General features: G+C 58.4%; 10 protein-coding genes. 5 read left to right on the top strand and 5 right to left on the bottom strand.

From position 1 onward, the window contains the following. Positions 1-45: 45 nt before the first annotated feature. The 3 genes from RBB82_RS22585 to argJ form a co-directional block, all read right to left on the bottom strand. Positions 46-870: a thiamine pyrophosphate-dependent enzyme gene (locus tag RBB82_RS22585; protein WP_433972979.1), complete on the bottom strand. Its 825-nt coding sequence runs from the start codon at positions 868-870 to the stop codon at positions 46-48. A gap of 120 nt (positions 871-990) precedes the next feature. Continuing rightward, positions 991-3,666, bottom strand: a complete 2,676-nt coding sequence (aceE, locus tag RBB82_RS22580) for a pyruvate dehydrogenase (acetyl-transferring), homodimeric type (protein ID WP_433972978.1) — start codon at positions 3,664-3,666, stop codon at positions 991-993. 192 nt (positions 3,667-3,858) lie between these two features. Continuing rightward, on the bottom strand, positions 3,859-5,097 hold the full coding sequence (gene argJ, locus RBB82_RS22575) for a bifunctional glutamate N-acetyltransferase/amino-acid acetyltransferase ArgJ (protein ID WP_433972977.1): 1,239 nt from the start codon (positions 5,095-5,097) through the stop codon (positions 3,859-3,861). Between the two features lie 122 nt (positions 5,098-5,219). Here argJ and RBB82_RS22570 point away from each other — a divergent pair, with 122 nt between their 5' ends. Then, on the top strand, positions 5,220-5,909 hold the full coding sequence (locus tag RBB82_RS22570) for an L-ribulose-5-phosphate 4-epimerase (protein ID WP_433972976.1): 690 nt from the start codon (positions 5,220-5,222) through the stop codon (positions 5,907-5,909). A 20-nt stretch (positions 5,910-5,929) separates the two neighbouring features. Here RBB82_RS22570 and RBB82_RS22565 read toward each other — a convergent pair whose 3' ends face one another. Together RBB82_RS22565 and xylB are read right to left on the bottom strand one after the other, a co-directional pair. Further along, positions 5,930-7,003: an oxidoreductase gene (locus RBB82_RS22565; RefSeq protein ID WP_433972975.1), complete on the bottom strand. Its 1,074-nt coding sequence runs from the start codon at positions 7,001-7,003 to the stop codon at positions 5,930-5,932. Between the two features lie 2 nt (positions 7,004-7,005). Then, positions 7,006-8,478 (bottom strand): xylulokinase, encoded by a 1,473-nt coding sequence (gene xylB, locus RBB82_RS22560; protein ID WP_433972973.1) that lies wholly within the window; start codon positions 8,476-8,478, stop codon positions 7,006-7,008. A gap of 151 nt (positions 8,479-8,629) precedes the next feature. Here xylB and RBB82_RS22555 point away from each other — a divergent pair, with 151 nt between their 5' ends. The 4 genes from RBB82_RS22555 to RBB82_RS22540 all read left to right on the top strand — a co-directional run bounded on the left by RBB82_RS22555 (position 8,630) and on the right by RBB82_RS22540 (position 13,295). Further along, complete coding sequence (locus RBB82_RS22555; protein WP_433972972.1) at positions 8,630-10,189, top strand: TolC family protein; 1,560 nt, start codon at positions 8,630-8,632, stop codon at positions 10,187-10,189. Positions 10,190-10,191: 2 nt separating this feature from the next. After that, complete coding sequence (locus RBB82_RS22550) at positions 10,192-11,490, top strand: HlyD family secretion protein (protein WP_433972971.1); 1,299 nt, start codon at positions 10,192-10,194, stop codon at positions 11,488-11,490. 61 nt (positions 11,491-11,551) lie between these two features. Then, positions 11,552-12,148: a Dps family protein gene (locus tag RBB82_RS22545; protein WP_433972970.1), complete on the top strand. Its 597-nt coding sequence runs from the start codon at positions 11,552-11,554 to the stop codon at positions 12,146-12,148. Positions 12,149-12,272: 124 nt separating this feature from the next. Continuing rightward, on the top strand, positions 12,273-13,295 hold the full coding sequence (locus RBB82_RS22540) for a VTT domain-containing protein (RefSeq protein ID WP_433972969.1): 1,023 nt from the start codon (positions 12,273-12,275) through the stop codon (positions 13,293-13,295). Positions 13,296-13,309 lie beyond the last annotated feature (14 nt).

Below are 13,309 nucleotides of genomic sequence, written 5' to 3'. Positions count from 1 at the left end.
CACCCTGCCTTTCACCCCAGAATGATGCGTGAACCTGCGGGTTTACTATCTGGCCACTGAGAGACGTCTTCGAAGGCTATCTCCTGTGTTTTGAAGCCAGGCCTCGGTACAAACCTTGCGTCCCAACAGAAAGTCCTTCATTTGCGAGAGAGGGTCGCCGGGCAAATCGACCTTTTCCCCCTTCGTTTTATAAGCGACGCAGTCAATGAGGACAGGTCCTCCACCCATGCGGGTTCGTCCAATTGACTCCTGCGCCACGCGGTATAGTGCTACGGCGTCGGCTGCATCAACCGGTATGCCAGGCAGTCCCCACGATCGTGCCCTAGCGCTCAGGTTTGTTGCGGGCGCGTTCTCCACAGCTCCGGGGAGAGCCACGACGATCATCGGCACGTCCAGCTTCGAGACAAGCTCCAAAACCTGCCGCCACTGCCACTTTGCCAGCTCATCGCGACGCGCATAGGCCACGACGACATTTTCTCGCTTCAACGTTTTGAAGGAGAGCGCAGCACCGATCGCCGTTTTGAGCTGATCGACAGGATCCTCTATCCATGGAAGGTGCTGCTTCGATGCACCGTCCTTGGAGAATGTGTGCCGATCGATCTTTCCTGCATGAAACGCCTCAACGCGCTTCAACAGGGAATCGAGTTTTGCTCCAGCGAGAAGGTCCATCACGATCCCGACATGCGAATCACTCACCAGATCGCCTGGTTGCAAATCGATCGCTGTACTTACCCGGCAGGCCTCCTGTCCGTGAGTGGAATCGAGCCTCCGACGCGCTTTCAAGCCTTTCTGCATCTTTGCGATGTGCTCATCCAGCGTTCTCGCCTCTACCATCGCCTCATATATCTGTCGCAGCTTTTTATTCGGCACGAGTGGGTTCTCGTATAGCCCCGCTTCACTCAACACAGCCTCCGTTCGATTCTCGATGTACACAACGAGAGGGTCCCAAAAGGAACCCTCTTCGTCTCAACGCGAACTTCTGAAACGATTCTAAGCTCTTGCAGGATCGGCTGCCTCAACATCCAGGCCAAGCTCCGCCATTGCTTTTTGCGCAGCCTTTGCCTTGAACTTGCCGTCACGTGCCAGCTTCGACAATGTAGCGCCAACGATCGCCTCGGCACTGACCTCGAAGTGCCTCCGCAGATGTTCGCGGTTGTCACTGCGACCGAAGCCATCGGTACCGAGTGTCACGAGGCGAGACGGCAGCCATGGGGACAGCAGATCCGGCACTGACTTCATGTAATCGCTCGTTGCGATGATAGGCCCAGGCGCGCTCCCAAGCGCTGAGAGAACGTACGGCACCTTCTCCTTTTCGGCGGGATGCAGCCGGTTCCAACGCTCTACTGCGAGCGCATCGCGACGCAGCTCGGTGTAGCTGGTTACGCTCCACACGTCAGCATGAACGCCATACTTCGACGCGAGGATCTCCTGCGCGCGCAACACCTCATTCAGGATTGGCCCACTACCAAACAACTGCGCCACAGCTTCGCCGCCTGCGGGCTTCAGCTTATACATACCGCGCAGAATTCCTTCAGCGGAGCCCTCCGGCATCGCAGGCATGGCGTAGTCCTCGTTGTACATGGTGATGTAGTAGAAGCAGTCTTCACCCTTCTCATACATACGCTTGATGCCATCCTGAATCACTACGGCCAGTTCGTACACGTACGCCGGATCATAGGTGATGCATGTCGGCACTGTGCTTGCGAGCACGATGCTGTGTCCGTCCTGATGCTGCAGGCCTTCGCCTAACATCGTCGTGCGCCCGGCTGTGCCGCCCATCAGGAAGCCCTTGCCGCGCGAGTCCGCAAACGCCCACACCATGTCGCCGATGCGCTGAAATCCGAACATCGAGTAGTACATGTAGAAGGGAATCGCGGGAACTTTGTAGTTCACATACGACGTGCCTGCCGCTGTAAAAGAAGCCATCGCCCCGGCTTCGGTAATTCCTTCTTCAAGAATCTGCCCGTCCTTATCCTCGCGGTAGTAGAGCAGCATGTCTGCATCGTGCGGGCTATACTTCTGGCCCTCCGGTGCGTAGATCCCAACCTGCCGGATCGCCGACTCCAGGCCAAACGTGCGGCCTTCATCCGGCACGATCGGCACGATCAATTTTCCGATCGCGGGATCCTTCATCAGGTGACGCAGAATACTGACAAAACCCATCGTGGTCGAAACCGCACGGTTATTCGACCCTGCTGTCCACTCGCCGAAGTAGTCGAGTGCGGGCGCCTTGAAGTCACTCTTCGGGACCTCGCGTGCTGGCAGATAGCCACCGAGCTCTTTGCGCCTCTCCTGCATGTAGACGATCTCAGGAGCATCCTGTGCGGGCCGATACGGCGTGCCCGTCTTCGCTGCCTCTTCGGGGATTGGAATGTCGAACCGCTTCACGAACGCAGCCAGGCCATCGTCTGCCAGCTTCTTCTCCGAGTGGGTTGCGTTGCGAGCCTGTGCCGAGCCCAATCCATGGCCCTTTACGGTCTTGGCAAGAATTACCGTTGGGCCGCCCTTGTGCTCAACCGCCCGCTTATAGGCGTTATAGATCTTCGTCCGGTCATGGCCGCCGCGATGAAGCAACCCAAGCTCGTCATCGGACATGTCTTTCACCAACTCAAGAAGCTCGGGATACTTCCCGAAGAAGTGCTCGCGAAGATATGCTCCGCCTTTCGCCTTGAAGTTCTGGTACTCGCCGTCGACGCACTCTTCCATCCGGCGCAGAAGCAAGCCGGTATGGTCGCGTTCAAACAGCGCATCCCAGTCCGAACCCCATATGACCTTGATGACGTTCCAGCCCGCACCGCGGAAGACGCCCTCAAGCTCATCGATGATGCGTTTGTTTCCACGCACCGGCCCATCCAAACGCTGCAGGTTGCAGTTCACAACGAAGATCAGGTTGTCGAGCTTCTCGCGCGCCGCCACCGAGATCGCGCCGAGGCTATCGACCTCATCGGTCTCACCATCTCCGACAAACGCCCACACCTTGCGTTCGGTCGGCTCGATCAGCTTGCGATTCTCCAGATACCGCATAAACCGCGCCTGGTAGATCGCATTCAGCGGCCCAATGCCCATCGACACCGTCGGGAAGTTCCAGAAGTTCGGCATCAGCCACGGATGCGGATACGACGAAAGTCCTGGAGTATCACGCAGTTCGTGCCGGAAGTTCTTCAACCTGTCATCATCGAATCGGCCTTCGAGATAAGCGCGGGCATAGACACCGGGGGAAGCATGGCCTTGAAAGTAAACGAAGTCTCCCGGCTGCTCCTGACCATTGGCCGAGTACTTTGCATGAAAGAAGTGGTTGAAGCCAACCTCCAACAAAGTTGCCAGCGAGGAATACGTCGAGATGTGCCCGCCGATTCCGGCGTCTTTCTTGTTCTGGCCGTGAACCATCGCCATCGCGTTCCAGCGAATCAGGCTCTCGACCTTCCGCTCCATCGCTCTGTCGCCAGGATAGGGCAGCTCATCATGCTTCGGAATCGTATTGTGGTACGGCGTGGTCAGTTCGCTTGGCGTGGGCACCCCGGCCTCGCGCGCACGCTGCCGCAGGGCCTCCAGCAACTCCGACCCCTGCTCCCAGTCCGCAGCGACGACGTCGTCAAACGCCTCAATCCACTCGGAGACCTCTGCAGTAAAGTCCTGTTTGGCGGCTTCTTCCAGTTTCGTTGTCATAAGTCTTCTCGTACTCCAGTCCAGATCGCTGCGGACGGCCTTCAGGCCATCCCGATGCCCACGCTTATAACGATATAAGGCTTACGCGAAAACGTCATCTGGAGAGTAGGGTGGAGGGATGAGGAATCAGGGCGCAGCACCTGCCCCGGTCTTTCGTGGAGCCGTCTTGCTCCCTCATTCCTACGCCCTGCCTCAGCTTGAATAATCAGCGTTAATTCGCACGTACTCTTCCGTCAGATCGCAGGTCAGGAATCTGCACTCTGCCGTTCCTAACCCCATGTCGAGCCTGATCGTATAGTCCCGTCCGAGCATGACTTCGTGCACCGCAGCCTTATCAAACGCAGGCGCCCTCACCCCCAGCTCATACACGGGCAGATCACCAATCGCGACCGTGACAAGTGCCGGATCGAACGCTACACCGCTGTATCCAGCCGCGGCCATCAGACGTCCCCAGTTTGGATCCGCGCTCGACCAGGCTGTCTTGCACAGCGGAGAGTGCGCAATCGACTTCGCCACTTGCTTGGCCTCGGCTTCGGTTCGGGCGCCGGTGATATGCAGTGTCACCACATGCCCGACACCCTCGCCATCATCCACAATCTGGTACGCCAGCGATCCGCACACGAGCTTCAGGGCATTCGTAAATGCTTCCTGGGTGCGCGTATCGAGCTTCACTCCACTCGCTCCGCTCGCCAGGAGAAGCACCGTATCGTTGGTGGACGTGTCCCCATCGATCGAGATCGAGTTGAAGCTCCTCTCCACCGCAGGCGCAAGCACCTCTTGCAGTTGTGCGCTCTCGGCTGCGATATCGGTGAACAGATACACCAGCATCGTTGCGTGTGGCGGACCAACCGGCGCACCAAGTTGAGGATGGATCATTCCTGCACCCTTCGCCGCACCAAAGATCCGCACCTCAACGCCATCGACGTCGATCGCAGCACGTGCGACCTTCATCCTGGTGTCGGTCGTCATGATGGCCTTGGCGAACAACTCGGCGTGCTCCGGCGTGTCGCCCATCTCCGCCACCAGCGCAGGTAAGGCAGCGATGACCTTCTCAGTTGGAAACGGCACGCCGATGATCCCGGTCGATGAAGGGAAGACCTCGTCGAAGATGCAGTGGAAGCTCTCCGCCGCCGCCGCACACGTCTGTACGCAGGCATCGATCCCGGGCTGTCCGGTAGCGCAGTTTGCATTTCCGGCATTCACCAGGACGGCACCTATGCGGCCGCCTGTGTTGGTTAGATGTCGCCGGCCCACCGTCACGGGAGCCGCAACAACCTGGTTTTTTGTAAACATCGCCGCGCCGTTCGCGCCCTTTGTTGCAACCGCTGCGGCTAGATCCGTCTTCCCGCTTGCCTTGATTCCTGCTTTGACCGCGCCCCACGAAAAACCTTGCGGCAGCCCTTCCGACTTCATCGGTGGTTCAGTCTTCATAATCTCTACTCTATCAATCCTTTCGAATGTGCCGACCAGACCGCAGTCAGCTATCCTTAGACTCATTCGTCGCCCATTAGCGATGCATAAAACGTTTTCTGCCGATAACGGAGGTCGGAGCCATGCTGCTCAAAGAACTACGAACGTCAGTACTCGAAGCAAACCTTGAACTGGTCAAGCGCGGCCTCGTCCTCTACACCTTCGGCAATGCCAGCGGAATCGACCGCGAGCAGGGACTTGTTGTCATCAAACCCTCCGGCGTGGACTACGAGGAGCTGCGTCCTGAGTACATGGTCGTTACCGACCTGAACGGAAAGATCGTCGACGGCAAACTTAAACCCTCCTCCGACCTCGACACACACACGCTGCTCTACCGCGAATTTCCGACCATCGGCGCGGTCGTCCACACTCATTCGGAGTATGCCACCAGCTTCGCCCAGGCTGGGTTACCCATTCCGGCCCTAGGTACGACGCATGCCGACTACTTTCATGGTCCGGTTCCCGTAACCAGCGTCCTGACCGACGAAGCCATCGGCGGCCGATACGTCCACGAGACCGGACTCGCCATCGTGGAGCGTTTCAAAGGCCTCGATCCACTGGCTATTCCGGCTGTTCTGGTTGCAGGCCACGCCCCGTTCTGCTGGGGACCAACCCCATACGAAGCCGCGCACAACGCCGTCGTGCTTGAAGCAGTAGCACGTATGGCTTACCGCACCTTGACCCTGCGCGCAAGCTCCGAAGGTGTCTCACAGGCCCTTCTGGACAGACACTACCATCGCAAACACGGAGCTGCAGCCACCTACGGCCAGTGAAGCTAACATAGTGACCCGTTTTAGAAGGGAATCGGCAGTGTGCGTCCTTCAAGTGAGCTCTGCCGCGCCATCTCCAGAAGCTTGATGGTGCGGTAGCCGTCAACGGGCTTTACAGTCAGTTCGGCTGTACCGTTTATCGCGTCGCGAACGTTGGCATAGTAGTTCCGATAGTCGCCGAACTCGGTCCGTACCTTGGTCTGTGTCAACGTTCCGGGGTCGGTCGGTACTGGTGCCACCGTCAAGGTGCCCCAGTGGTTCTCGGATTCGGCGAGCCACTCTCCCTGACCCATTCGCGGCACCTTTGCTCCAGCTAACAGCGCAGGCTCCTGCGGGTCCAGCCCAAACTTCTTGAAGCTGCCCTTCGTCCCATGCAGCAAAAACCTCGGCGAGGCGTCGCAGGCCAGCATGCTCGATCGGCAGTAGACACGCAGCTTTGGATACTCGAGCGTGATATCGAAGGCGTCCTCAATATCGGTGTGGTCGCGATCCATCCGAACGCTCGCGGAGATGCCCTGCGGCACACCAAACAGCGCCAGCGCCTGGTCCACCAGATGCGGCGCCAAGTCAAACAACAGCCCGCTTGAGATGCTTTGGGTCTCCTTCCATGTGTTCTCGCGAGGCACTGGGCGGAAGCGATCAAAGTGCGACTCAAAGGTCGCCAGCCGTCCCACCGCATCCTCCGTCAGCAGCTTCTTCACCGTCAAAAAATCACCGTCCCAACGACGATTGTGAAAGGGAGCCAGCACGAGTCCGTGCTGCTTCGCCAACTTTTCTAACTCAGCGGCTTCGTCGCTGGTTGAGGCGAAGGGTTTGTCGATCACTACATGTTTTCCCGCCAACAGCGCCTGTTTGGCGAGGTCAAAGTGAGTCTCATTCGGCGTACCCACCACAACAAGCCGCACCGCCGAATCGTTCAGCGCCTCTTCCACCGACCGCAGAATCCGTGCCGCCGGATAAGCCTTCGACGCCTCATCGCCCTTCCGCTGCACAATTACCTCAAGCTTCAGGCCCGGAACTGCATTGACAAAAGGAGCGTGAAACACCTGTCCTGCCAGCCCAAACCCAATTACCGCAACGCCAATCTCAGCACTCATTCTCAGCTCCTCGCAATCTCATGCAGCGCCGGATAGACCCGGCGGTATCGTTTGTACGCCTCATTCATGACAGCAGTGTTCTTCGGCTCGATCGTCTCGGCCACGCGGACGGTCGCCGCACACGCTGCCTCCACACTATCCCATGCTCCGACTCCGGTTCCAGCCAGTAACGCCGCACCGAACGCACCACCTTCCTCTGCCTGCAACAACTCAACCGAATGTCCATAGACATCGGCCTGAATCTGGCGCCACAACGGCCCTCTCGCTCCGCCTCCGCCGAGCCGGATCGCCTTGACCGGCACCTGCAGCTCTTCAAAGAGCGTAAACGTGTCCCGCAGACTCAATGCAACTCCTTCCAGCACTGCGCGGACAAAGTGCCCCTGAGAGTGCGACGCCGTTATACCAACAAAAGCTGCCCGGGCGTCTGGATCCAGATGCGGTGTCCGCTCGCCAAACAGGTAGGGCGCCCACAGCAACCCATCCGCCCCTGCAGGAGCATTCGCAGCCCGAGCGGTCAGATCCTCATAGCTGCTATCCGGCGCGAAGGTGTCGCGGAAGTATCGCAGGCTCAGCCCCGCGCCATTGGTCACCCCCATCACATGCCATCGCCCAGGAGCCGCATGGCAGAACGTATGCAGCCGTCCCAGCCGGTCTTTGACCGGAGAATCGGTCGCGGCGAATACTACGCCGCTCGTCCCAATCGTCGCCGATACCGACCCCGGAGTCAGAATTCCCATCCCCACGGCTCCAGCGCCCTGATCTCCAGCACCAGCTGCCACGGGCGTCCCTGCCGCAAGCCTGGTCGCGCCAGCGCCGGCAACACTGATCTGCGCACAGATCTCCGGTCCCTCAAACAGACGAGGCAGCCACTCCATCGGAATCCCCGCAGCTTCGGCAACTTCGACAGACCAGCGTCGATTGGTTACATCGAGGAGCAGAGTCCCGCTGGCCTCCTGCATGTCCATGGCGAACTCGCCTGTCATGCGATAGCGAACATAGTCCTTCGGGCACAACACATGAGCGATCGTCGCAAAGATCTCCGGTTGATGTTCCCGTACCCACAGGAGTTTAGTGAGCGTGAAGTTCGGCAGTGCGGGATTGCAGGTAAGCTCAATCAGCCGCTCGAAACCAATCTTTTCCGTCAGCCAGTCGCACTGAGGCTGGGTTCTTTGATCGCACCAGATTAAAGCCGGTCGCAGTACAGCGCCATCGGCGTCGAGCATCACGCAACCATGCATCTGCCCGGTTAACCCCACCGCCTCGATCTCGCTGCCCGTGACCTTGCTGGCTGAGATTACGCCTGCAATTGCCTCACGCGCCGCTCGCCACCAATCCTCAGGGTCCTGCTCCGCCCAGCCGATATATTCCGACCGAATTCCAGCATGCTCACTTGAAGACGACGCCACAACACCGCCGGAGCGGTCAATCAAGATCGCCCGGGTACCGCCGGTTCCGACATCAATTCCCAGAAACATTCGCAAAATCCCCGGACCACTGTAGTTGAGAGTCTACCGAAAGCATCTTTTGAAGATTTTTTACAATCGAACGCATCGGATATAGATACGACAGAGTTTATGGCTTTTGGCAGGGACCTATTGACTGTGGCAGTGCAAATAAAACTAATCCATGAATCAGATCAAGATGCAGGTTACGATTAACCTTATGATTAAAAGCGAAACAGCGCACCGCGCCTGGGCAACGCTCCGGCCTGTTGCACTTTGCCTGCTTCTAGGCTCTGTTCCGGCACTGGCACATGCGCAGGGCGCACCGGCGGCACAGGCGCCGGCCAGCGGTTACAGCACCTCGACGAGCAGCTCCGCGGTCGCCGGTGCTCAGAACGAGCTTTACAACGCCTCAGGCCAGAACGGTGCCCAGCCGACACAGGATTCATTCCACGGCAGCGTAGTTACTGGCAAGGCCACAGACGGTGTGCTTGACCTTTCGCTTGATGACGCAATCCAGCGAGGCCTACGTCAGAATCTCGGCCTGATTCTGCAAACTTCGTCACAGAAGAGCGCCAACGGCCAGCGCCTCGAAGAGTTGCAAGAGCTTCTTCCCACCGTCAGGGCCGCGACCAGCATCGAGGTACAACAGGTCAACCTTGCCTCGTACGGAATCTCGTTTCCGGGAGTTCCGGCCATCATCGGCCCCTTCCAGGTGGTGGACTTTCGTGCTTTTCTGACCCAGAATCTGGTCAACGTCTCGGCGCTGAAGAACTATCTTGCCGCGAAGCACAACTTCCAGGGGGCCAAGTTCACCGCAGAAGATGCGCGGGACCTGGTTGCCCTGACGGTCGGGAACGCCTACCTGCTCTGCATCGCGGACGCGGCCCGAATTGAGGCCGTCACGGCCGAGCTGGCGACCTCAAAGGTATCGCTGGATCAGGCGGTTGCGGCGCACGACGCCGGAACCAGTCCGAAGCTCGACGTGCTGCGAGCCCAGGTGGACTATCAGAACGAGCAGCAGACATTGATCTCGGCGAAAAACAGCCTCGAAAAAGACAAGCTGGCGTTGGCGCGCACCATTGGTCTGCCCCTTGAGCAGGTGTTCCGGCTGACCGATCTCGTCCCATTCCAGGCGCTCGATCACGTCGATCCCGAGACGGCGTTTCAGCAGGCGTTGAAGACACGCAAAGACCTGAAGGCATACTCCGAGCAGGTCGAGTCGGCGGCGGCTTCGAAGAAAGCAGCCTGGGCCTACCAGCTTCCCGTTGCCAGGTTCTCCGGTGACTACGGCGATATCGGTACCACCCCCGGCCACTCCCACGGAACCTTTACCGCCACCGGCGAAGTGAGCGCGCCTGTTCTCCAGATAGCCAAGACAAGAGGGCAAGAAGAGGTTGCCGGCGCTCAGTATGAGCAAGCCCGGGCGAAGCTCTCCGATCAGGTCCAGCAGGTCAATCAGGACGTACGTGACAGCCTGCTCGACATTCAGTCCGCAGCCAAGCTGGTTGAGTCGACCCACTCCAACGTTGAGCTGGCGAACGAGGCACTCAGCGAAGCTCAGCAGCGCTTTCACGCAGGAGTGTCGGACAATCTTCCCGTGTCGCAAGCGCAATCACAGACCGAACAGGCGAACGATCAGTACATCAGCGCGCTCTACCAGCACAACGTTGCCAAGCTCTCATTGGCCCGTGCCCTGGGCGTCGCGCAGTCAAACTACAAAGATTATCTTGGAGGAAAGTAAACTTGCCAGACCAATCCGAACACGAGCAGACCGCGCAGATTAGCGGCACGGTGCAGATCAAGCAGAACAGTGGCAATAAGCAGGACACTTCAGATTCATATAAGTCAGATGAAGAGGATGCCCCGGAGAAGAAATCTGGCCGTAAGTTCATCGTCATCGCGGTCATCATCCTTCTTGTCATCGGGGCAGGCATCTTCTACTGGCGCTCCACCTTCTCGGAGGACACCGATGACGCCCAGGTGGACGGCGATCTCTATCAGGTAAGCTCGCGTGTCACCGGCCAGGTCGTAAAGGTGTACGTCGAAGACAATCAGGAAGTGAAGATCGGTGACCCGATCGCTGAGATCGATCCTCGCGACTACCAGGTGGCACTCGAGCAGGCAGAGGCGGACCTCGCCAGCAAGCAGGCCGCTGCCATTCAGGCGACCGTGAATGTGCCGATCACCAGCGTCAACGTGAACACCACCGTCAGCACCACAGGTTCGGACGTGCAGGGCACTGTTGCAACGGTCGAGCAGGCTCGCAAACAAGAGCAGGCTGCTGAGGCTCGCGTCGCACAGGCCAAGGCAAACGCGATCAAATCGCGTCTCGACGTCGAGCGGTACACGCCCCTCGTCGAAAAAGATGTGATTTCGAAGCAACAGTTTGATGCCGCGGTCGCGGCAGATGCCGGCAATCAAGCAGCAGTGTTAGAGGCAGAAGCGACGGTCATTGCTCAGCAGGCCGCTGTCACGCAAGCCCTCCAAAAGCTCGCCCAGTCGCGCTTTCAGTCGGCACAGTCCATCAAAACCGGCCCAGATCAGGTTCGCGTTCAGCAGGCCAAGGCAAACTCTGCGATGGCCGACGTCAAGCAGGCACAGGCCAAGGTCGATCAGGCACAGCTGAATCTCGGCTATACCCATATCACCGCGCCCGTTACCGGTATCGTCAATAAAAAGAACGTGCAGGTGGGCGTGAACCTGAGTATCGGGCAGGATGTTCTGACAATCATTCCGCTGACGAATCTGTGGGTTACAGCGAACTTCAAAGAGACCCAACTTGCGAAGATGAAACCCGGACAACCGGTCACCTTGAAGGTGGATGCCCTTGGCGGTCGCAAGTTCCACGGAAAGGTTACCCAGATCGGCGGGGCTACCGGCTCCAAGCTATCGCTCTTTCCGCCGGAGAACGCTACCGGCAACTACGTTAAGGTGGTTCAACGTATTCCTGTTCGTGTCGATTTCACCAATATCCAACAGGAGAACGGTGACTACGCGTTACGTCCCGGAATGTCGGTCACCCCGGATGTTGAGGTCAAATAATCGGGAAACCGGCTCTCGTCCTACTGCATCTGACTGGTGAAACAAGAAGATATCGAGGTGCATGATGGCTGTTGCAATCAAAAAAGTTAGCTCAACCGCAAATGTAGCGCCGCACTGGCATGCGCAAGCGAAAGAGATCCAGAAATACGGCTCCGTCGTCGAGGATTTGCCGCACCCTTTGAGCGTTAAGGTGCGGGCCGAGATGGTTGCTCTGCTGAACCAGCTTCTGGCTGACTCAATCGTGTTGCGAGATATGTACAAAAAGCACCACTGGCAGGTCTCAGGTCCGACCTTCTATCAGCTTCACCTGCTCTTCGATAAGCACTTCGACGAGCAGGTTGAGATGGTGGACACGATTGCGGAACGTATCCAACTCCTCGGCGGCGTCACCATCGCCATGGGAGGCGATGTCGCCGAAATCACACGTATTCAACGCCCCCCTCGCGGCAGGGAAGAGGTGCCGGTTCAGATCTCCCGCCTGCTGGAGGCTCATAAACTGATCATCCAGAGCTGCCTCGACATCGCCGAAAAGGCAGATGATGCTGGCGATCAGGGAACCAACGACCTGGCGGTCAGCGATATTCTGCGCCCCAATGAACTCCAGTCCTGGTTCATTGGCCAGCACTTGGTAGACATGCCGTTAATTCTCGAAAAATAGCGGAAGGCACTTCGCGCAACCCTCAGAAACAGCCTGATCGCAAGAAGCGGCCGGGCTGTGTATCTTTAGGGAAGCAACTTCGCATCCAACAGCCGCTTTTTTCATCTGTATTATGTGAGTTCCTATGCCAATCGCACTCGTATTCTTTATCCATTACGCGTATCTGCTCATCTTCCTCTGGGTGCTGGTGGAGCAGATCGGCATACCCATTCCCAGCATTCCGGTTCTGCTCACCGCAGGGACTCTATCTGCAACGCACCGGGTGAATCACTTCTACGTCGTTCTGGCCGTCCTCGCCGCCTGCCTGGTGGCGGACACCATCTGGTTCTCGCTGGGACGACGTTACGGCAACAGTGTCCTCAAGTTACTCTGCCGCCTCTCCTTCGAAGCCTCCACCTGCGTTAGCAAGACCGAGGGGTACTTTACCCGCCGCGGCCCAGTCACCCTGCTCTTTGCAAAGTTCGTCCCCGGCCTCAGCACCGTGGCTGCGCCCATCGCCGGGCAGACCGGAATGCCCTACGCGAAGTTCCTTATGTGGGACCTGGGTGGCTCACTCATCTGGGGTGAAACGTTCATCCTCGCCGGCCGCTTCTTCGGCGACCTGGCGAAGAAGAGCGCCCCCTTCTTCCACTGGCTCGGACACTTCGCTTTCCTGATCTTCGTCCTGATGGTTCTCGGCTTCCTGGCCTATCGTGTCTTGAAGCAGCGCAAGTTCCTCCAGCAGGTGCGTGAGCTTCGCCTTGAACCCACAGAGCTGAAAGCCATGCTGGACGCCGCGGAAGAGGGCGGCCAAACACCGCCATTCATCGTCGACCTGCGCCATCCGCTCGACTATCTACCCGACCCCAGAGTGCTCCCCGGAGCTCTCCGCATCGGCCCCAACGAACTCAAACAGCACAGTGAGATCATCCCTCGCGATCGCGACGTCATTCTCTACTGCACCTGCCCCAGCGAGGAGACCAGTGCCAAGCTCGCGCTGCAGCTGCACAAGATGGGCGTCTACCGGGTTCGTCCTTTGCGCGGCGGCTTCGACGGCTGGAAGGAGGCCGGTTTTCCGCTCGTCGACTACGTGACGGAGACTCCGACCTCCTCCATCGTGCAGGAGATTCTCCCGTCGAGCACTGGTTCAGCGGTGCCGTTACTGTAGTTCGCTGGTATCTG

Source organism: Tunturiibacter lichenicola, from assembly GCF_051013355.1.
In the GTDB taxonomy this organism is placed as follows: Bacteria; Acidobacteriota; Terriglobia; order Terriglobales; family Acidobacteriaceae; genus Edaphobacter; species Edaphobacter lichenicola_F.
Note: the sequence above shows the minus strand (reverse complement) of the source record. Positions and strands in the feature narration are given on the sequence as shown.

Excerpts from the sequence above, each read along its gene's own strand:
- aceE (WP_433972978.1), bottom strand. The coding sequence starts at position 3,666 with ATGACAACGAAACTGGAAGAAGCCGCCAAACAGGACTTTACTGCAGAG.
- argJ (WP_433972977.1), bottom strand. The coding sequence starts at position 5,097 with ATGAAGACTGAACCACCGATGAAGTCGGAAGGGCTGCCGCAAGGTTTT.
- RBB82_RS22570 (WP_433972976.1), top strand. The coding sequence starts at position 5,220 with ATGCTGCTCAAAGAACTACGAACGTCAGTACTCGAAGCAAACCTTGAA.
- RBB82_RS22565 (WP_433972975.1), bottom strand. The coding sequence starts at position 7,003 with ATGAGTGCTGAGATTGGCGTTGCGGTAATTGGGTTTGGGCTGGCAGGA.
- xylB (WP_433972973.1), bottom strand. The coding sequence starts at position 8,478 with ATGTTTCTGGGAATTGATGTCGGAACCGGCGGTACCCGGGCGATCTTG.
- RBB82_RS22555 (WP_433972972.1), top strand. The coding sequence starts at position 8,630 with ATGAATCAGATCAAGATGCAGGTTACGATTAACCTTATGATTAAAAGC.
- RBB82_RS22545 (WP_433972970.1), top strand. The coding sequence starts at position 11,552 with ATGATGGCTGTTGCAATCAAAAAAGTTAGCTCAACCGCAAATGTAGCG.
- RBB82_RS22540 (WP_433972969.1), top strand. The coding sequence starts at position 12,273 with ATGCCAATCGCACTCGTATTCTTTATCCATTACGCGTATCTGCTCATC.